Below are 23,601 nucleotides of genomic sequence, written 5' to 3' on the forward strand. Positions count from 1 at the left end.
CCATGGGAGACATTGCAGTGAATCATTTCAGGCAGCCGGCTGCGGTCCGGCTATAGCGATTCCAGAAAACGAATCAGGTCGGCACGCTGCGCCGGCGTCATGGCGACCACGCGGTCGCGCGCGGCCTGCGCCTCCCCGCCATGCCACAGGATGGCCTCAAGCAGAGTGCGCGCCCGGCCATCGTGCAGCCAAGTTGCATTCGGATTGACCGTCTTGGTCAAGCCTATTCCCCATAGGGGCGGTGTGCGCCATTCCCGGCCGCTGGCGTCGCCTTCGTCCTGGCCATCGGCAAGGCCCGGCCCCATGTCGTGCAGGAGCAAGTCGGTATAAGGCCAGATCAGTTGGAAGCGATGCTCGGGCCGACTGGCATCGCGACTGGTGACATACTTGGGTACGTGGCAGGCAATGCAGTTGGACGCATAGAACAGCGCCTTGCCCGCCAACACGCGCTCATCATCGACATCCCTGCGCTGCGGCAGCGCAAGATTGACGGAATAAGTCGTGACGAAATCCATCAGCCGGCCGGGCACCTCGTGCTCGCCCAGATGTGGCTGGGCGCCATGAGGCATGCGGGCACAGTCGGGCTGCGCTTCGGTGCAATCGCCATAATGACTGGGAAAAAGCGGTGTCGACAGGCCCATATCTCCGGAAAATGCATTGGCCGATTGCCGCTCCACGGTGGGCTGCCCGGCCTTCCAGTTGAATCGGCCCAGCACGCGCTCCCCGGTTTTTGGGTCGGTCAGCCAGTTCGGGCGCCCCGAAACGCCGTCGCCGTGATTTTTTGCTGCATGCGCGAGAATGTCGTCGATATGGATGGCTTCGAGCAGCCCCAGCCCCAGCATGGGCGGCGCAAGGCGCGGCGAAAGACGCGTGTCAGGATGCAGGGGGCCGTAGGCAAGGTTTTCGACGCGGTACGAGGGATCCATGAGGGTGACGGTCTCTCCGCCATTCAGCATCACAGGAACCTCGGTGTAGTCGATGGCAATCTGACCCTCGGCAGGGATCCCGGCCACGGCAAATGGCTGCAACTGATGGCCATAGACGGGATCGGGCAAGGATGCGACTTCACCCTGCCCATGCTCGGGCAAGGCCGCCTTTTGAGACGCTCCGCCGGCCGCCGCCGCCGCGGCTAGGATGCGGGCATCGCGCTGAATGCGCGTACGTGCTTGCTGCACACTGCCGGGCAACGACAGACGCACGAGCAGTGCCACGGCGTCGGCGCGCTGGTCGGGATCGAAGCCCGGCACCGTGCCGCGTCCGTCCTTGACATGACAGGCCTGACACGATCGTGCATTGAACAAGGGCCCCAGCCCGTCGGATGCCTGCGTGGAAGCCGGCGACGACACCCAATCCTTGCGAAACAGGCCGTTGCCCACGAGAAAGGCCTGGCGCCCCTCGAAGTCGAGGTTGGCCGAAGGATGCGAAAAAATGTCGCGGTTGATCAACTTGTCGACCGTGCCCGCGCCGCCCTGCATGAGCTCAAATGGCTCTGCCCGGTCAAACTGGGTGGCCGGCTGCGTGACCTTGGCAACCCGCAGCCGGTCGGCCGCGGACAGGTCGCCGCGCGCCGGGCGGCCCAGCATGGACCATGGATCGGGATGCCCAGCCTGCGCCGGCGCCTTGGAGGACGGCTCGTCAGTCGACTGGCTCGCGTGGCCTGCCATATTGGGTGCCGCACACAGAACGGCACCCAGGACGAATACTGCTGCGTATCTGGCCACGATGACTACTGGAATACGGCGTTGGGATTATCCAGGCTGTCCGATCCTTCGAGCGCGATATCGCCGAGTTCGAGTGTGGCGATCACGCGCTCGATGCTGCGGGTCTGCGAGACCAGGGCGTCGATGACATGCTGAACGACGGCATTACCCTCCGCGTTGCCCTGCCCGATCATTTGATCATAGGTTTCGATGGTTTCCGCCCGCGTCTTCATGGCCTGCATGGCACTGTGGGTGGCCGCCAGCCGTTCGCGCATTTCCTTATCGAGCGCGGGATCACGCGCCTGAACGAGCGCGGACAGGCTGGGCCCTTCGACTGTCGAACCGTTCGCGCGCCGGTATTGCCCCAGATATACATTCATCATGCCCACCTGGTTGTAATAGTGCGAGTTGTGCGTGTTGTCGGAAAAGCAATCGTGCTCCTCCTCGGGATCATGTAGCATCAGACCCAGCTTGATGCGCTCGCCGGCCAGTTCTCCGTACGACAGGCTGCCCAGGCCCGTGAGCATGGCCGCCAGTCCCGCTTGCGGATCGTCCTGAACCGCCTTGCGCGCAGCGCCGTCGGCCTGCCAGTTCCCCACCATTTCCTGAAGATCTTCGACCAGCATGGCGGTGACAACCTTCAGATATTGCACACGTCTTTCGCAATTTCCGCCCGTGCAGTTCGCTGGGTCGAAATCGGTGTGCGGCCTGTCGCCGGCGTGGCGCTGCTGGGGCGTGCCTTCGCGTCCCTCGGGTGCGGGGCCTGTTCCGTTGAGATCCTGGCCCCACAGCAGAAACTCGATGGCGTGATAGCCGGTGGCGACATTGGCCTCGTTGCCGTCGGCCTCATGCAGCACCTCGCGCAGCAGCGTTGGCGTAATCTCGCTGGTATCGACCTCTTTGCCGCCCACATTCAGCCGCGTATTCGCAATGACGTTGACAACGTAATAAGCGTTGACATCGGACTCCACGCCATAGGAGGCGTCAACGTAGTCGATCATGCCTTCGTCCAGCGGCCAGGCATTCACGCGACCCTCCCAGTCATCGACGATGGGATTGCCGAACCGGAAAGCCTCCGTCTGCTGATAAGGCACGCGCGCCGCGATCCATGCCGCCCGCGCCGCATCGAGCGTCTGCGCCGAAGGCTGTGCGGCCAGCATGTCAATGGCCTCTTGCAGCGCCTGCGCCGTTGACAGCGAATCCTGATACTTGGCAAGCGCCAGATCGGCATAATGGGCTGTAACCGCCTTGGGCTCGGGCGCGGCCCAGACCGTTGACATGAAAAGCGCGGCCATGCCCACGCCTGCGATGAGTTTACGCATGCTGCAAATCCCCCGGAAGATTGTCTGGCCAGGCGGCACTGAAGAGAAACGCCACCGCGCAACCGACCCGAAATCAGGCCCTCGCGCAGGCACGAAATAATGCGACATGCCGCCCGCCCTGCTGATGAACAGTATTTGCCGCCAGGCCAGCCCCACGCCAACCATTCAGCAAAACGTAAGTGTAAACGATTTGCATTTCGTGCCAACCACCCGGCTCGTGTCAGTGTCCTTAACTAGGGAAATTGCGCATATGCAGTTGTACGACAACTGATAACAATATGAGCACTGCCTTAACCGCAACAGGATAGACTTGCGTGGACATCTCTCAAACTTTTGATCGCCTCCTGCTGACCGGCGCCGCGGGTGGCCTGGGCACCGTGCTGCGCGACACCCTGCAGCCCTGCACCCGCATCCTGCGCCTGTCCGATATCGTGCCTGTTCAGGCCGGGCCGGATCAGGAGGCGGTTACTTGTGATCTCGCGGACAAACAGGCTGTGGACAAACTGGTCGACGGCTGCGATGCCATTGTCCATATGGGAGGGGTGTCTGTGGAACGCCCTTTCAAGGAGATACTTGAAGCCAATATCAAAGGTGTCTTTCATATTTACGAGGGGGCCCGCCGGCATGGCGTGAAGCGTGTCGTCTTTGCCAGCTCCAATCATGTCATTGGCTTCTACAGGCAAACCGAACGCATAGACGCGCAAGTTCCCCGCCGTCCCGATGGCTATTACGGCCTTTCCAAGGCGTATGGCGAAGAGATGGCCAGCTTCTACTTCGACCGCTATGGCATCGAGACCGTCAGCATAAGGATCGGATCGTGCTTTCCGGCTGTGAAGGACAGGCGCATGATGCATACATGGATCAGCGCCCGCGACCTGACACAGATCATCCTGAACGGCCTGATGGCCCAAAAAGTGGGCCACACCATTGTTTATGGCATGTCCGCGAACAAGAATGTCTGGTGGGACAACCGTTGCGCCGACCACCTGGGATACTTGCCGCAGGACACGTCGGAGGTTTTCCGCGATCAAGTCGAGCGCCAACCCATGCCTACTCCGGACGATCCGGTCAGCGTCTACCAGGGCGGGGCATTTACCGCCGCCGGCCCCTATGGGGACGACTGATGGTTGCCTACCATTTCGACTTCCCTGGCCTGCTGCCTTACTGGCACATGTTTCTGCAAGGCGCGCTGCTGACGCTGGAGCTGACACTTGCCTCCACCGTATTCGGACTGATTATCGGCATACTGTGCGCGATCGGACGCCGCAGCGCGCTTCGCCCCCTTGCGGTCGTCTGCGGCGTCTATGTAGAGGCGGTTCGCAATACGCCCTTTCTCGTACAGATTTTCATCTTCTATTTTGGCCTGTCCAGCCTGGGGCTGCAGATGCCTGCGTCCGTTGCTGCCGTCATCACCATGGTAATCAATGTCGGGGCGTACTCGGGCGAAATCATACGCGCCGGCATGGACGCCATACCGCGCGGGCAGATTGAGGCTGCCGAATGCCTGGGCCTGTCGCGCCCTCGCATCTACTGGCATGTGATCATGCTTCCGGCCTTCGAAAAGGTCTACCCATCGATCACTAGCCAGTTCATCCTGATGATGCTGATGTCCTCCGTGACGTCGCAGATATCGACCGAAGAGTTGACGGCCGTGGCCAACAACGTACAGTCCATCACCTTTCTGTCGCTCGAGGCCTATATCGTCGTTGCTGTTCTGTATCTGATCCTGGCGGTCATCCTGCGCTTTCTGTTCGTGTTGGGGGAAGTCTGGCTGTTTCGCCGCAAGCGTGTGCTGGCCCTGGCACGGCGCCGGCTGGCTGCCGCCCCCATCGCGGCCGACACGGCCAGCGCGTGAGGCGCCATCATGGAACACTTTACGCTCATTCAGTTCATCTACATGCTCAAAGGCGTCGGCTGGACCTTGATTCTGTCGCTGATCTCCTTCGTACTGGGCAGTGCGGGAGGGTTCGGCGTGATGCTCGCGCGCATCTCACGCGTCGGATGGCTGCGGTTTGCCACGTCGCTCTTCATTCAGACCATACAGGGCATACCTTTGCTCGTCTTGCTGTTCATCGTCTATTTCGGTGTGGGCGTATTCGGTCTGAATGTCGAACCGCTGGCAGCGGCCAGCATCGCGCTCATGATCTATGTCAGCGCCTTCCTCGGCGAGATATGGCGCGGCAGCGTGCAATCCATTGAAAAAACGCAATGGGAAGCATCCGAGTGCCTGGGCCTTTCACGCTGGCAATCACTGCGGCTGGTGATCATTCCGCAGGCGGTCAGGCTTTCGTTGCCTGCTACGGTCGGCTTTCTTGTGCAGGTCATCAAGTCCACGTCCCTGGCATCAGTGGTCGGGTTCGTTGAACTGACGCGCGCGGGCCAGATTATCAATAACTCGCTGTTCCAGCCATTTCTTGTCTTCACGCTGGTGGGCGTACTGTACTTCGCGCTCTGCTACCCGTTGTCGATATGGAGCCGGGCCATGGAAAGGAAACTCAATGTCGGCAATCGTTAAAGTCGAGAACATTCGCAAGCGCTTCGGCGGGAACGAGGTGCTCAAGGGCGTGTCCTTCGATATCCAGAAAGGGCAGGTGGTGGCGATCATCGGCCAGAGCGGTTCAGGCAAGAGTACCGCCCTGCGCTGCATCAATCATCTGGAACTCATCAATGGCGGCTCCATACAAGTGTGCGGCCATGAAATCGGCTCGCCGCATATCGACTTGCGGCGTCTGCGGCAGGACGTGGGCATCGTATTTCAAAGCTACAACTTGTTCCCTCACCTGACGGTCAGGCAGAACATCATGCTCGCGCTCAAGCATGTCAAGAAGCTGTCGCGCCGCGTTTGCGAAGAAAAGGCCGATATGGTGCTGCGCAAGGTTGGCCTGTCCGAAAAGGCGGAACAGTATCCGGAACAGCTTTCCGGTGGCCAGCAGCAGCGCGTGGCTATCGCGCGGTCACTGGCCATGGAGCCGCAGGTCATGCTGTTCGATGAAGTGACCTCGGCACTGGATCCGCAGCTGACGGGCGAAGTGCTGCGCGTCATCGAGGACCTCGCCCGCGGTGGGATGACGATGATTCTGGTCACACACGAAATGGCATTCGCGCGCCGCGTGGCGGACAAGATCATCTACATGCATCAGGGTCTGGTGTGGGAAACAGGGGGCCCTGAAATGCTGGAAAACCCGCAAACGCAGGAATTGCGGGACTTTGTGGGTACCGGTCTGTAGCGACCCGGCACCCGGATTCTTCTCGTTCAACCAGAAACCATCATTACCATGAGGCAATCAATGCGCATTTCCAAAACTCTCAGCAAACTCGCGTTCTGCTCCGGCGTACTCGCCCTGTGCGCCACGGCGCACGCGGAGGATGCTCTGGACCGAATCAAGGACGCGGGCACCATTCGGGTCGCCGTGGCCATGGGCGTGCCCATGTTCAGCTATGCCAACGCAAACATGCAGCCCGAAGGCTCGGATATCGACACCGCGAAGCTGCTTGCCAAGGACCTGGGCGTCAAGCTTCAACTGGTGGAAATAACCAATGCCGCGCGGGTTCCCACCATCCAGACGGGCAAGGCCGACATCGCTGTCGCCAATCTTTCCATTACGCCACAACGCCAGAAGGTCATCGACTTTTCCATACCCTATGCATCGCTGCAGACCATCGTAGCTGCGCCCAAGGATGTGAAGATCAAGGACTACGCCGACCTCAAGGACGTGACCATCGGCGTGACGCGAGCCACGGTAAACGACGCGGATATCAGCAAGAATGCCAGCGACGCAAATATCCGCCGCTTCGAGGATGACGCCACCCTGGTGACCGCAGCCGTGACGGGTCAGGTACAAGCGATTTCCTCGCAATGGCCCAATGTGGCAGAAGTGAACAAAAAGCTGACCGACAAGCCTTACGAAACCAAGTTCGTGCAGCATGAGTTCATGCTGGGCATTGCGCTGCCAAAAAACAATCCTAAACTGCAGGCTTGGCTGAACGATTGGATCAAGGCCAATCTGGCCAATGGAAAACTCAATGGCATCTATAAAAAGTACCATGGCAGCGACTTGTCCGGCAAAGTGGTAAAAGGCCAGTAGCACACTACAATCACTGTCGTCATGAGCGTTCTCACTTCCACATCCACGGCAATACGCCCGCGCCGCCGCGCCCGAAGCTTGGCGCAGGAGGTCGTGGACAGCCTGCTGGGGCAGATACAAAGTGGGGAACTCGGCAAAGGCGACCGGCTGCCCACCGAATCCGAGCTGATGCGCATGCTGGGTGTGAGCAGGACCGTGGTGCGCGAGGCCATATCCCGGCTGCAGGCGGCCGGCGTGGTCGAGACTCGCCACGGCATCGGCTCGTTCGTGCTTGAGGTGCAAGCGCCCCATAACTTCCACATTGATCCCAAGGAACTGGTCACGATTCACGACATCCTCGATGTCCTTCAATTGCGTCAAAGTCTGGAATCCGCCGCGGCGGGCATTGCGGCCATCAAGCGCAGCCCGCAGGATCTAGATCACATGCAGGCCATTTTGAGGGAATTCCGGGCGTTGCTTGAGGCGGGCAAGGAAACCGTGGACGCGGATTTTCGCTTCCATCTTGCCATCGCGCAGGCAACCGGCAACCGGTACTTCGTCGAGTTCATGTCCTACCTTGGACAGACAGTCATTCCGCGAACGCGCATCAACACAGCCTCCTTGGGCAAGGAAACCCAAGCGCGCTATCTGGAACGGGTGCATTATGAGCATGAGGAAATCGCGCGCGCCATCGCCATGCAGAATGCGGTGGTTGCCAGCAGCGCGATGCAATTGCATTTGAACAACAGCGCGGAGCGGCTGCGCTCGACGCTAGAAGGCTAGGGGGCGCGCGATGCCTGGCGACCGAGGGCGCCGCCCTGCCCAGCCCCAGATCCCTTGAGCGAGCGGAATCCAGAAACCGTTCGCAAAGCACGCAGCCTTCAGCACTGGCATGGCACTGGAAACACAACTCCAAACAGCGCTTCACATGACAGCGTGACCTATGGTTGTACGACAACAGATAACAAATGGCGCTTGCTCAGAAAAAGAAGAAGAGTCAGCGCCGAAGCGCCTAACAAAACGTGTATGAAAGATCTTTGGCTATGGCAACATGGGGAATAAAAATCCCCGTAAACCAATGGTTTATGGGGATTCTGTGCTTTATTCAATGGTGCCCGAGACCGGAATCGAACCGGTACGATCAAAGATCGAGGGATTTTAAGTCCCTTGTGTCTACCAATTCCACCACTCGGGCGCAACGCGGATATCGAACCCGCATCACATATAACCTGCCAGGGCCTGGCCCCACGGACCGACCAGCACGCTTCTAGCGGCGTTTCCGCCGAGGGCATGCGCGAGAGGCGGAAAGCCCGCGCGACTGGCGGAAGGTCAGGGATTCGAACCCTGGAGGGGCTTGCGCCCCTGCCGGTTTTCCTTGCCACTATAGCTTTCGCTACCAGGCTGCACGCCTGTTTGATGGTCTGGACTTTGTCTTCGCCGTGACCCTGCGGGTTTTAGGCGGGAGCCGTCAAGTCTCTACACGTTCCTGATCAGGCCAGGCTTCGCTCGGCGTTGCCTCGGACATGCGCATATCCAGGGGGTTCGCCGAATTTGACTCCTTACATCCACCACGTTTCCATGGCGGCGCTCGATTGAACAAGACCGGTGCATTCGACCACTCTGCCAACCTTCCGTCGGGCTGAATTGTACCTTATGCCGACGAGGGATCCGGGCCACGGGAATGCGACCTTGTCCTGCGCACAACAACTGCCCTGCCCCATGCAAGCCCGAGTAGCGCGGACAGGACCGAGGCCATCAGCACGCCCAGCTTGGCGGCCGCGAGAAGATTAAGGTTCTGAAAGGCCAGCGTGGCAATGAAGATGGACATCGTGAAGCCTATGCCCGCCAACAGGCCCACCAGCCAGACCGCCGGCCAGTTCATTCCTTCCGGAAGCTGGCAGCCGCCCACGCGTACGGCCAGCCAGCTTGCCGCCACGACGCCCATCGGCTTGCCCAGCGCCAGCGCCACCAACACGCCAGCCAGAACTGCGCGGGAGCCATCGGCAGCCAGATTGATACCATCCAGCGTGACACCCGCATTCGCCAGTGCGAACAAGGGCATCACGCCAAACGCCACCCAGGGATGGAGCGCCATTTGTACTCGGGTAACCGGAGGCAACATGTCGCGCTGCGCAAGCCGAAGCTGCCTGAGCGGTACGCCAAGATGATGAGGGTCGTGCTCAGCGCCGGCCTGACGTGCCTGCAGATCTCCGACGGCGCTGGCGGCGAGATGGAGTGGCGCGTGATGCGCCGGACGCAAGGCAACAGGCGTCAGGAGACCCAGCACGACCCCGGCAAGCGTGGGATGGGCGCCCGTCATGAGCAGGCCGGTCCAGAGTACCGCCCCCGGCACGATATAAGCGAGGGCGGAGCCCGCGCCGACACGCTGCAAGCCCAGCACCATGGCTATGCCCAGCGCCGCCACTGCCAGGCCAGTGTAGTCGAGACCGCCGGAATAGAACAGGGCGATGATGAGCACGGCGACGATGTCATCGATAATGGCCAGCGCCAGCAGAAATATACGCACGCTGCCCGGAATGGCGCGCCCAAGCAGCGCCAGCACCCCTACGGCAAAGGCAATGTCGGTGGCGGTGGGCACGGCCCAGCCCACGCGTGTGGCGGGGTCCGTATTGAAAACGAGATATATCGCCGCCGGCAGCAATACGCCGCCCACTGCTGCGGCCAGCGGGAGACTCGCAAGGCGGATGCTGGCCAGGGCGCCTTCGTGAATCTCGCGCCGTATCTCCATGCCCACGACCAGGAAGAATACCGTCATGAGGGCGTCGTTGATCCAGAAATGCAGCGACTGCACATAGGAGAAACCGCCGATGTCGACGCCGATGCGCGCATGCCAAAGCGCATGATAGCTGTCGCTGTAGGGAGAGTTTGCCCAGATGAGGGCAGCGGCGGCGGCAATCAGCAGCAATATGCCGCTGACGGCTTCGATGTGCAGGAACCGGGACAGCGCGGCGAATGCGTTCTCGGCGAATACCTGCGCGCGCGGCGGGGTGCGGTGAGGGAAATTGCTGGCCATGGTCGCAATGTCTCCGCGCGGCGGCCCGACCTGCGCTTGAACCTGCCCACTGCACCGTGCAATGCGACACCCGGCGCAATTCTAACCGAGTTCGCGAGCGCGATGCCAGCCCTTTGCCAAACTGGCGCCAAAGCGCTGTGACGGTAATAATGACGGTTTGACCCATTTGCAGGAGCAAGTATGAAAGCAGTGGAAATCTCAAAGCCCGGCGGACCCGAGGTGCTGCAGCTGGTCGACCGTCCCCAACCCGAGCCCAAGGCGGGAGAAGTCCTCATCAAGGTTTCCGCCGCAGGCATCAACCGGCCCGATGTGTTTCAACGCAAGGGCAACTATCCACCGCTACCGGGCGCGTCCGACCTGCCCGGCCTCGAGGTTGCCGGCGAGATCGTCGGCGGCGATGTCGGCGACACCGGCCTGTCCATCGGCGACCGGGTCTGCGCGCTGGTCTCCGGCGGCGGCTATGCCGAGTACTGCGCGGCACCGGCCGCCCAATGCCTGCCTATCCCTGCCGGCCTGTCCGACATCGAGGCCGCGGCACTGCCCGAAACCTACTTTACGGTCTGGACGAATGTCTTTGACCGCGGCGGCCTGTCGGATGGCGAAAGCCTGCTGGTTCATGGCGGCGCCAGCGGCATAGGCACCACAGCCATTCAACTGGCTGCGGCTCTGGGCCACAAAGTGTACGCAACAGCGGGCAGCGACGAGCGTGCCCGCGCAACGGAAAGCCTCGGGGCCGTGCTGGGCATCAACTACCGCACGCAGGACTTCGTGGAGGAAGTGCGACAGGCAACCGACGGAGAAGGCGTCAACGTAATCCTGGACATGGTGGCCGGCGACTATATCAACCGCGATCTTTCCTGCCTGGCCGACGAAGGCCGCATCGTCATCATCGCCCTGCTCGGCGGCGCGAAGGCCACCCTGGATTGCAGCCAATTGATGCGCCGGCGGCTTACCGTCACCGGTTCCACGCTTCGACCGCGGCCCGTAGCCTTCAAGGCGCGGATTGCACAGTCACTGCGCAAGCGCGTCTGGCCGCTGCTGGAAGCCGGCACGGTGCGCCCCGTCATCCATGCCACATTTCCGCTGGCCCAGGCCGCCGATGCGCATGCCCTGATGGACGCGGGAGAACAGATAGGCAAAATCGTCCTAACCGTCTAACACGCAGCATCGTCGTACGGCGGGAGGATGATGCCGCGGCGCACGCTACCGGGCAAGGCGGCAGCAAGCGCCAGGCCCGTGCGGCCGTGCGCCGCATCGCTTATCACGCTACAATGCCGGGTTAACCCAATTTCCGACTCTGGCACCCATGAGCTCATCCCCAAATCGCCGACGCCTGGTCATAGGCAACTGGAAAATGCACGGCACCCAGGCCGGCAATGCCACGCTGCTCGACGGCCTGCGCTCTGGCGCGAGCATGGCGGACGACCGCGACGTGGCCGTCTGCGTACCCTTCCCCTATATCCCCCAGGCCAGTACCCTGCTTCAGGGCAGCGGCATCACCTGGGGCGCGCAAGATGTCAGCATGCATGCCCAAGGCGCCTATACTGGCGAGGTATCGGCGGCCATGCTGGCAGACTTCGCCTGCAAACTGGTGCTCGTGGGGCATTCCGAGCGCCGCAGCATGCATGGCGAAAGCGACAAGCTCGTCGCGGACAAGGCAGTGGCGGCGCTGGGAGCGGGGATCACACCCGTCATCTGCGTCGGGGAAACACTCGAGGAACAACAGGCCGGGCAGACCAAGGATATCATCGCGCGCCAGCTGGCGCCGGTTCTTGCGCTGGGTGCGCAAAAGCTCGCGCACGTGGTGCTTGCCTATGAGCCCGTGTGGGCCATCGGCACGGGCCTGAGCGCCACGCCCGAGCAGGCTCAGGAGGTTCATGCTTTCATCCGCGACCGCCTTGCCGGTCAAGGATCCGCGCACGTGCGCATCCTGTATGGCGGCAGCGTCAAGCCCGACAACGCCGCCAGCCTCTTCGCCATGCCCGATATCGACGGCGCGCTCGTGGGTGGCGCCTCGCTCAAGGCACAGGATTTCTTACATATCGCAGCGGCCGCCTAGGCCCGGAGTTCTCTACATGCATTGGTTGTCATCCGTACTACTGGCGATCCAGGTCATATCGTCACTGAGCATCATCGTGCTGGTCCTGCTTCAGCAAGGCAAAGGCGCCGACATGGGCTCATCCTTCGGCAGCGGCTCAGCTGGCAGCGTATTCGGCGCCAGCGGCGCGGCCAACTTCCTCTCGCGCACCACCAAATGGGCCGCCATCATCTTCTTCGTGTCCACGGGCGGCCTGGCCTACATCGCACACCATCCCGCCAGCAAGGCCAAAGTAGAAAGCGGCGTCATGCAGGGCTACGAAGCGCCCGCCGTGCCAAGCACCGGCTCCGAGGTACCTGGCGGCGCCAACACAGGCGCATCGGTACCGTCCGCGCCGGCGCCTCAGGCGGCCCAGCCCCAGAGCGATGCCGCTCCCGCCGAGGGCGCCTCCGCAAACCCGGCCGGCAGCGTACCGGATGCCGCATCTACCAGCGCCCCGGCAACGGCGCCTTCCGCATCCGCGTCAACCGATACGGCCCCCGCTAACGCCGCAGCGGCCGACGGCGCAGGCTCGGAGTCCGACGCGTCAGGCTCCGAACCGAAACAGTAGCGTCTCTCCCATTTTGGCCCCTGCCTGAATGCCTCCCGGGAAACGGCATCGCAGGCAGATCAGGGGCATCAGCAACCGCCGGCAATTCATGCTAGAATTGCCGTCTTTCAAGCCGACGTGGTGGAATTGGTAGACACGCTATCTTGAGGGGGTAGTGGCGAAAGCCGTGCGAGTTCGATTCTCGCCGTCGGCACCAGCTTGGAATAGATAAAAGCCTATAGATCATTGATTTATAGGCTTTTTTATTTTCGTGTAGATAAATTCTGCGCAAAGCTGGTGCCCCGGCGTCTTAATGCAACAGGTGTATAGTGCTGAAGTCCCGGCTTTCGATCAGGAAGCGTCAACCCGCCGCACAGGTGTCGCAAACATATCGCATGCCGTGATTCAACTGTGGAGTCGAAGTGAAAGCTGGTGATACCGATCGCGGGGCACTCGTCCTGATGTTCCTGACCGTAGTGCTCTGGGCGTTCAGCTGGATAGCCATGAAAACGCTTGCGACCCTCATCGGCCCCTTCACCCTGGTCATGGTGCGCTATGCCATCGCCTTCGTGGTATTGCTCATCATCATGGTCGCTACCGGGCGCTCGCTGAAGCTGCCGCCGCTGTGGTTGATGCTTGGCATAGCCGTTTTCCAGACAGTCGCCTTCCAGTGCCTCTGTCAGCTTGCTCTGCAAACGGGCGGTGCCGGCCATGTCGTCATGCTGGCCTACACCATGCCATTCTGGGTCGTTGTATTCGCATGGCCCATGCTGGGCGAGCGGCCCACAGGCCGGCATATCACGGGCTTCGCGCTGGCAGGCGCAGGGCTCATCGGCATTATCGCACCCTGGGAGGGGCTGGGCACGATCACGGGGTCTTTGCTCGCCCTGCTGGGCGGTGCATCATGGGGGCTGGGCGCGGTCCTGTCCAAGATCATGTTCCGGCGGCATGCGCCGGAGGTCATGAATCTGGCTGTCTGGCAGATGCTGCTGGGCGTCGTCCTGACCTGGCCGCTCACCCGTATCTTTCCGCAGCAGGACATTGTATGGGGGCCAACCCTGTACTGGGGCCTGGCCTACATGGGCATCATGGCTTCCGCATTGGGATGGTGGCTCTGGTTATCGGTTATCAAACGCGTCAGCGCAACCGCAGCCGGTATGTCCAGCTTGGGCGTGCCCGTGCTGACCATCGTCTTCGCGTGGCTGCTGCTGCATGAGCGACCCACCAGCTGGGAGCTGGCAGGCGTGGTCATGATCATGGCCGGACTCGTGGTCGTGACGCTTGCCGGCGGAAAGCCAGCCGCCAGCCCGGCCAAAACACGCTAGCCGCCGGCAAATTCCGGCTGCGTCGGCGCCGCCGCCCCTACCCTGCCTCGACGGCAGCATCACTGGACGGCATGCGCGAAACCGCCATCCCACAGCACGGCACTGCGTCGCGCAAGATGGCGGTAATACCCTAGCGGGCTTTGGACAACTGGTCCAGAATAGCTGGATTCTCGAGCGTGGACGTATCCTGCGTGACGGGTTCACCCTTAGCCACCACACGCAGCAGACGCCGCATGATCTTGCCCGAGCGTGTCTTGGGCAGGTTTTCCCCAAAACGAATGTCCTTGGGCTTGGCAATGGGTCCGATTTCCTTGCCCACCCAATCACGCAATGTCTTGGCGATGGTTTCGGCTTCGCTGTCGTCGGGCAGGTTGCGGTTCAATACCACAAAGGCCACGATGGCTTCGCCCGTGGTGGCATCCGGTCGTCCAACCACTGCAGCCTCGGCCACCAGATCGTGCGCCACCAGGGCCGACTCGACCTCCATGGTGCCCAAGCGGTGACCAGACACATTGAGCACGTCATCGATACGGCCCATAATCCAGAAGTAGCCGTCGCTGTCGCGCTGAGCGCCGTCTCCTGCAAGATAGTAGCCCTTGAGTTCGGGTGGAAAGTAGCTTTTCTTGAAGCGGTCCGGATCGCCCCAGATGGTTCGTATCATGCCCGGCCAAGGGCGCTTCATGACCAGAAAACCGCCCTTGCCCCGCTCGACTTCATCGCCCGCTTCGTCCACGATGGCCGCCTCGATACCCGGCAAAGGCAGCGTGCAGGAGCCCGGCTTGAGCGGCGTGACGCCTGGCAGCGGCGTGATCATATGCGCGCCGGTTTCGGTCTGCCACCATGTGTCCAGCACCGGGCAGCGCTCCCCACCCACATTGGTGTAGTACCACATCCAGGCCTCCGGGTTGATGGGTTCGCCGACCGAGCCAATAATGCGCAGGCTGGTGAGATCGTATTCACGCGGATGGCGTTCCGGCGTCGCTTCCGCCGCCTTGGTCAACGAGCGAATGGCGGTGGGGGCGGTATAGAAGATCGAGACCTTGTGCCGCTGTATCATGTCCCAGAAGCGCCCAACATCGGGATAGGTCGGCACGCCTTCGAAAACAACCTGTGTCAGGCCCGCCGCGAGCGGCCCATAAGTGACATAAGTATGTCCGGTAACCCAGCCCACATCGGCTGTGCACCAAAACACGTCGCTGTCCTTGGCGTCGAATGTCCATTTGACCGTCAACAAGGCCCACAGCAGGAAACCCGCGCAGGCGTGCTGTACGCCCTTGGGCTTGCCTGTGGAACCCGAGGTATAAAGAATGAATAGAGGATGCTCGGCATTGAGCTGCTCTGGCTCGCAGGTATCGGCCTGATTGCCGCATACATCGTGCATCCAGAGGTCCCGTCCATCCCGCCACTGCACCTGGCCGCCGGTTCTACGGTAAACAATGACATGGCGCACACCTTCGCATCCACCCATCTCCAGCGACTCGTCCACTGCGCTCTTAAGTGGAATGCTCCGGCCACCGCGCATTTGCTCGTCGGCCGTGATCACCAGCGTGGCGCCCACGTCCACCGTGCGCTCATGCAGACTCTTGGACGAGAATCCGCCGAAAACGACGGAATGGATGATGCCCAGCCGCGCGCAGGCCTGCATGGCCACCACCGCCTCTATGGACATGGGCATGTATATGATGGCGCGCTCGCCCGCCTTGTATCCAAGCGCCTTGATGCCGTTGGCAAACTGGCAAACGCGAGCGTGGAGTTCCTTATAGGTGATCTGAGTGACCTTGCCGTCATCCGCCTCAAAGATAATGGCGGTTTTGTTGGCGGTGGGGGTGCCAAGATGTTTGTCCAGGCAGTTGGCTGACACGTTCAGTTCGCCATCTCCGAACCAGCGGTAAAACGGCGCCTTGCCGTCATCCACAATCTGCGTGAACGGTTTATCCCACACAAGATGCTCGCGTGCGAGCTTTTCCCAGAATGCATCCGGATTCTTGCGCGCATCCTCGCACATGGTCTGGTAGGCATCCATGCCGGAAATGGCTGCGCCCTTTACCAAGTTCGGAAACGGCGGAAATACGCGGTTTTCGATCAAGACGGATTCGATTTCAGTAGACATGTTGATTTGGCTCCTTGCTGTGTATTTGTTCGATTTATCGGCTCACCGTAGCGCGCGAGGCTTACTTCAGCCTGACAAATGCGGGCGCGTGCGCCCAATCGTTCGCACACGGCCGATGCGGCAGCACATCATCGACCTGCTGCCCAACTAGACAGCGATAGTATCGCGCACACGGACGCCTCGGGCAAAATCGAGCCGGCTCAGAACGATAAGGGCGGCCACAAAGAACAGCCCGGTGCAAAGCAAGGCCATGCGATGATTTCCGCCCGTCAACCAGCTGACCAGGCCGTAGAACAGCGGTCCCACCACGGATGCCAACTGCGTTGCAAATGTCCAGAGAGAATAAAATTCGGCCAAACGCGCGCTCGGCGCCAACGCGCCCACCATGGCGCGGCCCGCGCTTTGGCTGGTGCCCATGCAAAGCCCCGCCACCATGGCGGCAACCCAGAACATGGCAGCCGAGACGGCTTGGCTGGCCAGCAGGACCATGACCATCCACCCGCACAACGTGATGGTCAGCGCGCGCTTGTGGCCGATGCGGTCCTGAATGAAGCCAAACAGAAAAGCGCCTATCGCCGCTGCGATATTGACAACGAATATCAGCACCATGGTCTGGGCGATGGTAAAGCCCATGGCCTGGGTGGCATAGACGGATGACAGGGTAATCACCACCGAAATACCGGCCTGATAACAGGTGCAGCACATTAGCAGGCGGCGGAAATCCGGAAAATTGTCGCGAGTGTCGCGCCACCCCGACGCCAGGCGTACCAGCATTTTCTCCACTGGCCTTGCGCTCGGCGGCGTGCGCTCACGCAGGAACAGAAAGGACGGCAACGCTGCTATCGCAAAGATGGCTGCGGTCAGCAGCATGACCCACGCCACAGCCTGGTGCGTCTGCAAGCCACGTCCAGTTGCGTAGTTGACCAGGGCAATGGACAGCCCAAGCGTAAGCATGCCGCCCACATAGCCGAAACTCCATCCCCAGCCCGACACGCGTCCAAGCGCCTCCCGGCGGGCGATCTCGGGCAGAAAGGCGGCAACGGAAGATTCGCCCACGCTATAACAGTAGTTGGACACGGCGACAAAGACCAGACCCCACAGAATGTCTCCCGGCCGGGTCAGGCCCAGCAGCGCCGTGGCGATAACACAGCCCACAGTGCTGGTAAACAGCAGGCGGCGCTTGGCAGCGCGCGCGTCGGCGCGCGCACCCAGGGAGGGCATGGTCAACATGACCAAAAGATAGGACAGCGAGAGCGCACAGGTCAGCGCCAAGGTGCCCCAGCTTCGCCCCGCCGCCACCGAGCCCACGAAGTAGGCACTGAACACCGTGGTAAGCACCACGGTGGTATAGCCCGAATTGGCGAAGTCATACATCGCCCAGCTCCAGGCTTCGCGGGGCGATACGCCTGGATTCAGGGCCTGGCGAAACAAGCTCACAATTTCAGTGCCGCGATGCCCGCACGTGCAATTTCCACGTCCTCGGTGGATTTGACTCCGGATACACCCACAGCGCCAATGACATGCCCATTGGCAATAATGGGTACCCCGCCCTCCAGGATGGCCTCGAGCGGCACGGATAGAAATGCGGTACGGCCCTGATTGATGCTTTCTTCATAAAGGCGGGATTCGCGTCGGCCCAACGCAGCCGTGCGCGCCTTGCCCGGAGATATCTGCGCGGAAATCGGCGCCGCCCCATCAAGACGGGACAGACCCAGCAAATGCCCTCCATCATCCACCACGGAGATGGTGACGGCCCAGTTCCGGCCCTGGGCATGTTGACGTGCTGCTGAGAGAATGGCATCGACATCGCTAGCGGTAAGTACGGGTTTGGTATCCATTGCAGTCCTGCGTAAAAGTTATTGATTGACCGTCAAGAAGAGGCCGCCGGCCATGGATGAGGATAGCCATGCGGCGGCACTATAGACTAGCCTGCCCGCTGAATTGCGTAAAGGCGCGACCGTGCCGGCGCCGCGTCCTTCCCGCCAGTAACAAATTAGGGAGAGGAAAGTTCTTTACCTTCTCTTGACGTTTGGTTAAACTTTCCCGGTCCCTCAGTTTAATTTGCGTAAAACCGGCCTTTCGGGCACAGTTTGCGTCTAATTTTGTGGTTTTTAGTTGTTTTAATGCAACTTTCCACGTATTAGGCCAAAAGGCGGTTTTACCCAGACTCAAACGAACGCTCATGCCGCCACATCGAACACGACGCCTATCCCCGTACCTATTCATTCCCGATCAACTGTGGCGTAGTGCTCGATCACTGCTTATAGTCTCCACGCTGGCACTCGCTGGCTGTGCCACTACTCAGGGCCCTCAGTTCGCAGATTCCTCTCCCAGCCGTCTGGCTCGCGACACCTACCTCTCAAAAACGCAATCCGACCCGCTTGGCGCCTACCTCTCCCGCCAGGCACTCAGCTATCCCGCCGCGCCATCCGCCCAAATCGGACGCGACTCTCTTGTTGCCACGGCACTCAGCCTGCTCGGCACCAAGTACCGCTATGGCGGCGAGGCGCCCAGCACCGGCTTCGACTGTAGCGGCCTGGTCATATACGCCGCCGAAAAATCCCTGGGGTTGAAATTGCCCCGCCGTGCCCGCGATATCGCGCATAAGGGCAAGGCGGTCAAGCGCACAGAACTCAAGCGCGGCGACCTGGTCTTCTTCAACACACTGGGTCACCGGTACTCGCATGTCGGCATTTATCTGGGCAACCAGAAGTTCGTGCATGCGCCACGCACCGGCTCCGTCGTGCGCATCGAGGACATGGATGTGTCGTACTGGAGAAAGCGCTATAACGGCGCGCGTCGCTTGGCTGCCATTAACTAGCCCTTGGGTTCGCCCCGTAAAGCAAAAATGGCTGAAGCATGTGCTTCAGCCATTTTTTGTACAGCAACGTAATGGTTTCAGCCATTCATGCGTACCCGAGGCGAGCCTCCCTGTCGTTTTCCATTGGCCCTGTAGTTGAGTGGCTGAGCCGCCGCCTCGTTGGCAACCGGACAAGTTTCACAGTACCCGCATTGATTAAGCGCCTGCTTCATGCTGCATACCGAGCGGCGGCAGGCCAGCACGCGAATGCCGGCGCGCTGTGCCGCGGCGCGGAAGGTTTTCATGACATTGTGGCCAAGAAAATCGGTGAGAAGAATAAGGAGCTCTGTGCCTGACGGCAACTGCAGCGTCTTTTTTTGATGAGAAGGATCGCGTCCGCTGATATGGTGGCGTATAGCGATGTTGTGTCCCTTTAGCAACTCGGGAATGTTGCCGAGCCGATCGGCACCGACCACCACTGCGCTGACAAGTTGAGACATGGGAAGACTCCGGAACAAGAAAGTCTGGTAACGATAATCATTCTTATTTCCATTGTCAACGGGGCAACGCTGTAAAACTTCATTTCCCTCCGGAAACCAGGGGCGGAGACGCCAATCCGTCGGCCCTGGGCGACTCGTCTATCGCCTTTTGGACGACCTCTCGGGTGAGTTCGGGAGCAAGCATCTCGAGCAGGACGTAGACGTAATCACGCAGAAAGACACCCGACTTGACGGCGACATTGGTGACATGGGTGCCGAACAGATGGCCCGCCGGCAGGCCCACCAGTCCCTTATCGCGGCGAGGATCAAAAGCCATACCGGCAATGATGCCTATGCCCATGCCCACGTCGACATAAGTCTTGATGACATCGGCATCAATGGCTTCCAGCACAATATTAGGCACGACATCGTGAGACGCAAAGACCTCGTCTATAGTGCGGCGCCCGGAAAACGCGTGGTCATAGGTGACGATGGGGTACTGTGCCAGCCGCGCCAGGCTCAGGTCGCGCGCCTGACTCGAGGTGAGTTCCGCAAGCGGATGATCAGGTCGCACGACGATAACGTGCTCCCATGAGTACACCGGCAGGGCGGCCAGCCCAGGCGTGGTGGAGAGTGTTTCCGTGGCAATGGCGACGTCTGCCTGCTCATGCAGCACCATGCGCGCCAAGTGAGGCGGGTTCCCTTCCGCCAGCGACAGACGCACCTTGGGAAAGCGCTCGAGAAACGGCGGTATGACGCGCGGCAGAATATAGCGCGCCTGGGCATGGGTGCAGGCGATGACGAGCCCTCCTTCGTCCCGGCGGGCAAATTCGTCGCTGACTTTCTTGAGATTATCGACTTCGCGCATGATGCGGTCGATGACCTGGGCAACTGACTGACCGGGCTTGGTCAGCCCCTTGATACGTTTACCGTGGCGTTCGAATATCTTGATGCCGAGTTCGTCCTCGAACTCGATAATGGCCTTGGAGACGCCGGGTTGTGAAGTAAACAGCGCCCGCGCTGCCTCTGTTAGATTGAAATTACGGCGTATCGTTTCGCGCACGAAGCGAAATTGCTGGAGATTCATATGTGATGGCCTATTTTGATCAGCCATTATATGGAATATAGAAACAAGTTTATATCAATTCTAGTTATTAGTTTACGCCTGGGAAACACGGCGCGCTCGCCCCCGGTTCGTGCCCACATGCAGGACGGAAAAAAATAAAAGACCCGAGTCCGGCAAAACGCCAGACCCGGGCCTAGCCCCGACTCTCAGCACCATGTGAGTTGTCGGGATGACGCAATGGCCAGCCTTGTGGGCTCGGCCATGCTGCTGGCTTATTTCATGGAAATCGTCGTATTGACTTCCTTGGCATGGGCGGACCAGCGCGCGGTGACAGTCTTGGTTTGAGTCCAGAAATGAACCGCCTGTTTGCCGTTCGGACCCAGGTCACCCAGCTTGGATGCCCGCGAACCGGTAAAGCTGAACCAGGCCACTGGCACCGGAATGGGAATATTGATGCCGATCTGGCCTACATCGATATTGTGCTGGAAATAGCGGGCAGCGCCGCCATCCTGCGTAAAGACAGCCACGCCGTTGCCGTTGGGGTTGGCATTGATGAACGCCACAGCCTCTTCCAGCGTGTCGACGCATACGACGCACAGCACAGGTCCGAAGATTTCTTCCTGGTAAATCGACATCCCGGCCTTGACGCCACTGAAAACGGTGGGCCCCACGAAGTTGCCCTTCTCGTAGCCCTTGACCGACAGGTCGCGTCCATCGAGCAGCAGTTCGGCGCCTTCATCCACCCCTTTCTGAATCAACCCCTCGACGCGTGTCCGTGCGTTGGGCGAGACCAGCGGCCCGAGGTCCGCGCCGCGGTCCGAGCCGACATTGACCTTGAGTTTCTTTGCCCGCTCCACAAAATCGGGCAGCCAGTCCTTGGCGGCGCCCACCATGACGGCCACAGAGGTGGCCATGCAGCGTTGGCCTGCCGCGCCGAATGCGGCGCCCACCAGCTGGTTCAGCGCCACATCGCGATCGGCATCCGGCAGAATGACGCAGTGATTCTTGGCACCCATCATGGCTTGGCAGCGCTTGCCCGCCTGGGACGCGCGCTGATATATCTGCGTGCCCACATGCGTGGAGCCGATGAATGACACCGCCTTTATGTCGGGATGGTCGCAAATGCCGTTGGCCATGTCAGGGCCACCGTGCACGACGTTGAGCACGCCTGGCGGCAGACCCGCCTCCAGCGCCAATTGCGCCAGCATGAGGGACGAACTTGGATCCTGCTCGGAAGGTTTGAGGATGAACGTATTGCCCGCGGAGATTGCCATGGGAAACATGAAGCACGGCAGCATGATGGGGAAGTTGAAGGCGGTTATGCCCGCACACACGCCCAGCGGCTGGATCAGCGTATAGACATCGATGCCGGTAGCCGCGTTTTCGGCATACTCGCCTAACTGCAGCGAAGCCATGGCGCATGCATGTTCGATCACTTCAAGGCCTCGGCCGACTTCGCCTTCCGCATCGGGCAGCGTCTTGCCGTGCTCAAGCGAAATGGACTTGGCCAGTGCCGCTGTATTGTCGCGCACGAGCTTCTGCAGATTAAGCATGACCCGTGTGCGGGTTGCCTGGCTGGTATTGCGCCACTTTCCGTAGGCTTCCTTGGCGTTGGCCACGGCCTTGTCGAGCTCTTCACGGGTGGCGAAGGGTACCTTAGCCACGACCTCCTGGGTAGCGGGGTTAAGCACATCCCGCCACTCGGTAGTCTTGGATTGCACCAGTTCGCCACCGATCAATAGCGGTATGCGGGGAACTTCACTCATTATTGCGTCTCCTGAAAAAAATCAACTTTTCTTGACCAGCGGGCATGTGGATTCTGACAGCGGCTGGAAAGCATCCTTGGCGGGGATGGTCGCCATGAGCTTGGACAGATCCCACTCGCCCTTCGATTCCGAGGGCTTCTTCACCTCGTATAGATACATGTCGTGGATGACGCGGCCATCAGGACGTATGGATGCATTGTGCATGATTGGATCCTCGATGGGAATCTCGCGCATCTTGGCCGCCACCTCCTTGCCTTCTACGGAACCCGTGGCCGCCACGGCCTTGAGATAATGCAGCACGCTCGAATAGACGCCAGCCTGGGTCATGGTGGGCTTCAAGCCATCGAATGCGTCGGCAAACCGCTTGGACCATGCGCGCGAGGCATCGTCGAAATCCCAATAAAACCCATCAACGTACGACAGGCCCTGGGCGTTTTCCAGGCCCAAGGCGCGCAAGTCGGAGAGGAATATCAGCAGGGACGCCAGCTTCTGTCCGCCCTCCACGATGCCAAATTCACGTGCCTGCTTGATCGCATTCACAGTGTCGGCCCCGCCATTGGCCAGCGCAACCACCTGCGCGCCGGAACTCTGGGCCTGCAGAAGATAAGAGGCGAAATCGGGCACATTGAGCGGATGGCGCACCGCGCCGACGACTGTCCCACCCAGCGATTTCACCATGTCCGACGCGCCCTTCTCCAACGAATGACCGAAGGCATAGTCCACCGTGATGAAATACCAGGACTTTCCGCCCTTGTCTATCATCGCCTTCACACCGCCTACAGACTGCGAGTAGACGTCGAACATCCAGTGAAAGCCCACCGGCGAGCAATGGTCGTTCGTCAGGCCGGTTGTGGCCGGGCCCGAAAACATCACGACTTTGTCTTTTTGTTTCGCGATGTCCTGCACCGCCAGCGCCACCGCTGAGTTGGTCAGATCGGCAATGGCCGTCACGCCGTCGCGGTCAAACCACTCCCTGGCCTTGGCAGCTCCCACATCGGCCTTGTTCTGGTTGTCCGCCGATACCAGATCGATATCCATGCCCTTGCATTCAGCCTTCAGGCAATCGTCGATGGCCAGCTTGGCGGCCACCACCGATCCCTTGCCGCCCATGGACGCATACGTGCCGGACATATCGGTGAGGATGCCTATCTTGACCGGAGGCGTCGCCGCCTGAGCCACGCCTGCAATGCCCATGCATGTGCCCAGCGCCAGGAACAATCGGGATAGCTTCATACCTGTCTCCATATTTCTATTGTTGTGAGGTTGGGGTTTGACGTCCGGCATGGCCGCATTTTGTCTGGCCAGCGT

21 protein-coding genes and 2 tRNA genes are annotated in these 23,601 nt (G+C 60.5%); 12 read left to right on the top strand and 11 right to left on the bottom strand.

What is annotated here, in order from left to right; genetic code table 11:
- Window positions 1-50 precede the first annotated feature (50 nt).
- The gene (locus ERD78_RS16130) at window positions 51-1,583 is read right to left on the bottom strand and encodes a di-heme oxidoreductase family protein (RefSeq protein ID WP_129970570.1); all 1,533 of its coding nucleotides are present in this window, start codon (window positions 1,581-1,583) and stop codon (window positions 51-53) included.
- A 143-nt stretch (window positions 1,584-1,726) separates the two neighbouring features.
- Window positions 1,727-3,022, bottom strand: coding sequence for an imelysin family protein (locus ERD78_RS16135; protein ID WP_129970413.1), 1,296 nt, complete (start codon window positions 3,020-3,022; stop codon window positions 1,727-1,729).
- 314 nt (window positions 3,023-3,336) lie between these two features.
- Here ERD78_RS16135 and ERD78_RS16140 point away from each other — a divergent pair, with 314 nt between their 5' ends.
- Genes ERD78_RS16140 through ERD78_RS16165 form a run of 6 tightly spaced genes read left to right on the top strand, consistent with a single transcriptional unit; the run spans window position 3,337 to window position 7,869 of the window.
- Entirely contained in the window at window positions 3,337-4,146 is an 810-nt protein-coding gene (locus ERD78_RS16140) for an NAD-dependent epimerase/dehydratase family protein (RefSeq protein WP_245152502.1), read from the top strand.
- A complete protein-coding gene (locus ERD78_RS16145; protein WP_129970415.1) occupies window positions 4,146-4,877 on the top strand; it encodes an amino acid ABC transporter permease in 732 nt (243 codons plus the stop codon). The genes ERD78_RS16140 and ERD78_RS16145 overlap by 1 nt, the downstream gene beginning before the upstream one ends.
- A gap of 9 nt (window positions 4,878-4,886) precedes the next feature.
- Complete coding sequence (locus ERD78_RS16150) at window positions 4,887-5,537, top strand: amino acid ABC transporter permease (RefSeq protein ID WP_129970417.1); 651 nt, start codon at window positions 4,887-4,889, stop codon at window positions 5,535-5,537.
- On the top strand, window positions 5,521-6,249 hold the full coding sequence (locus ERD78_RS16155) for an amino acid ABC transporter ATP-binding protein (RefSeq protein ID WP_129970419.1): 729 nt from the start codon (window positions 5,521-5,523) through the stop codon (window positions 6,247-6,249). Before ERD78_RS16150 ends, ERD78_RS16155 begins: the two co-directional genes overlap by 17 nt.
- A gap of 60 nt (window positions 6,250-6,309) precedes the next feature.
- A complete protein-coding gene (locus ERD78_RS16160) occupies window positions 6,310-7,107 on the top strand; it encodes a transporter substrate-binding domain-containing protein (protein ID WP_129970421.1) in 798 nt (265 codons plus the stop codon).
- Window positions 7,108-7,128: 21 nt separating this feature from the next.
- Complete coding sequence (locus tag ERD78_RS16165) at window positions 7,129-7,869, top strand: FadR/GntR family transcriptional regulator (RefSeq protein ID WP_129970423.1); 741 nt, start codon at window positions 7,129-7,131, stop codon at window positions 7,867-7,869.
- A gap of 326 nt (window positions 7,870-8,195) precedes the next feature.
- On the opposite strand, the gene ERD78_RS16170 is transcribed toward ERD78_RS16165, so the two are convergent.
- Together ERD78_RS16170 and nhaA are read right to left on the bottom strand one after the other, a co-directional pair.
- Window positions 8,196-8,281 (bottom strand) — tRNA-Leu (locus ERD78_RS16170).
- Window positions 8,282-8,737: 456 nt separating this feature from the next.
- Complete coding sequence (gene nhaA / locus ERD78_RS16175) at window positions 8,738-10,120, bottom strand: Na+/H+ antiporter NhaA (RefSeq protein ID WP_129970425.1); 1,383 nt, start codon at window positions 10,118-10,120, stop codon at window positions 8,738-8,740.
- A 180-nt stretch (window positions 10,121-10,300) separates the two neighbouring features.
- Between nhaA and ERD78_RS16180 the strand changes: the two genes are divergently transcribed.
- The 5 genes from ERD78_RS16180 to ERD78_RS16200 all read left to right on the top strand — a co-directional run bounded on the left by ERD78_RS16180 (window position 10,301) and on the right by ERD78_RS16200 (window position 14,072).
- Window positions 10,301-11,278, top strand: a complete 978-nt coding sequence (locus ERD78_RS16180; protein ID WP_129970427.1) for an NAD(P)H-quinone oxidoreductase — start codon at window positions 10,301-10,303, stop codon at window positions 11,276-11,278.
- 148 nt (window positions 11,279-11,426) lie between these two features.
- Window positions 11,427-12,179 carry a triose-phosphate isomerase gene (tpiA, locus tag ERD78_RS16185; protein WP_129970429.1) on the top strand — a complete coding sequence of 251 codons (753 nt, stop codon included), beginning with the start codon at window positions 11,427-11,429 and terminating at the stop codon, window positions 12,177-12,179.
- A gap of 16 nt (window positions 12,180-12,195) precedes the next feature.
- A complete protein-coding gene (secG, locus tag ERD78_RS16190) occupies window positions 12,196-12,768 on the top strand; it encodes a preprotein translocase subunit SecG (protein WP_129970431.1) in 573 nt (190 codons plus the stop codon).
- Window positions 12,769-12,879: 111 nt separating this feature from the next.
- A tRNA-Leu gene (locus ERD78_RS16195) sits at window positions 12,880-12,964 on the top strand.
- Window positions 12,965-13,169: 205 nt separating this feature from the next.
- Window positions 13,170-14,072 (top strand): DMT family transporter, encoded by a 903-nt coding sequence (locus ERD78_RS16200; RefSeq protein WP_129970433.1) that lies wholly within the window; start codon window positions 13,170-13,172, stop codon window positions 14,070-14,072.
- A gap of 130 nt (window positions 14,073-14,202) precedes the next feature.
- On the opposite strand, the gene acs is transcribed toward ERD78_RS16200, so the two are convergent.
- The 3 genes from acs to ERD78_RS16215 all read right to left on the bottom strand — a co-directional run bounded on the left by acs (window position 14,203) and on the right by ERD78_RS16215 (window position 18,020).
- Complete coding sequence (acs, locus tag ERD78_RS16205) at window positions 14,203-16,182, bottom strand: acetate--CoA ligase (RefSeq protein WP_129970435.1); 1,980 nt, start codon at window positions 16,180-16,182, stop codon at window positions 14,203-14,205.
- Between the two features lie 147 nt (window positions 16,183-16,329).
- The gene (locus ERD78_RS16210) at window positions 16,330-17,556 is read right to left on the bottom strand and encodes an MFS transporter (protein ID WP_129970574.1); all 1,227 of its coding nucleotides are present in this window, start codon (window positions 17,554-17,556) and stop codon (window positions 16,330-16,332) included.
- 59 nt (window positions 17,557-17,615) lie between these two features.
- The gene (locus ERD78_RS16215; protein WP_129970437.1) at window positions 17,616-18,020 is read right to left on the bottom strand and encodes a GlcG/HbpS family heme-binding protein; all 405 of its coding nucleotides are present in this window, start codon (window positions 18,018-18,020) and stop codon (window positions 17,616-17,618) included.
- Window positions 18,021-18,364: 344 nt separating this feature from the next.
- Between ERD78_RS16215 and ERD78_RS16220 the strand changes: the two genes are divergently transcribed.
- Complete coding sequence (locus ERD78_RS16220; protein ID WP_129970439.1) at window positions 18,365-19,003, top strand: C40 family peptidase; 639 nt, start codon at window positions 18,365-18,367, stop codon at window positions 19,001-19,003.
- A 77-nt stretch (window positions 19,004-19,080) separates the two neighbouring features.
- On the opposite strand, the gene ERD78_RS16225 is transcribed toward ERD78_RS16220, so the two are convergent.
- The 4 genes from ERD78_RS16225 to ERD78_RS16240 all read right to left on the bottom strand — a co-directional run bounded on the left by ERD78_RS16225 (window position 19,081) and on the right by ERD78_RS16240 (window position 23,526).
- Entirely contained in the window at window positions 19,081-19,482 is a 402-nt protein-coding gene (locus ERD78_RS16225) for a DUF2325 domain-containing protein (protein WP_245152503.1), read from the bottom strand.
- Between the two features lie 79 nt (window positions 19,483-19,561).
- A complete protein-coding gene (locus ERD78_RS16230; protein WP_129970441.1) occupies window positions 19,562-20,548 on the bottom strand; it encodes a CysB family HTH-type transcriptional regulator in 987 nt (328 codons plus the stop codon).
- 251 nt (window positions 20,549-20,799) lie between these two features.
- Window positions 20,800-22,293 (bottom strand): CoA-acylating methylmalonate-semialdehyde dehydrogenase, encoded by a 1,494-nt coding sequence (locus tag ERD78_RS16235; RefSeq protein ID WP_129970443.1) that lies wholly within the window; start codon window positions 22,291-22,293, stop codon window positions 20,800-20,802.
- A gap of 21 nt (window positions 22,294-22,314) precedes the next feature.
- Window positions 22,315-23,526, bottom strand: coding sequence for an ABC transporter substrate-binding protein (locus ERD78_RS16240; protein WP_129970445.1), 1,212 nt, complete (start codon window positions 23,524-23,526; stop codon window positions 22,315-22,317).
- Window positions 23,527-23,601 lie beyond the last annotated feature (75 nt).

It is taken from the genome of Allopusillimonas soli (assembly GCF_004153445.1).
GTDB lineage: Bacteria > Pseudomonadota > Gammaproteobacteria > Burkholderiales > Burkholderiaceae_B > Allopusillimonas > Allopusillimonas soli.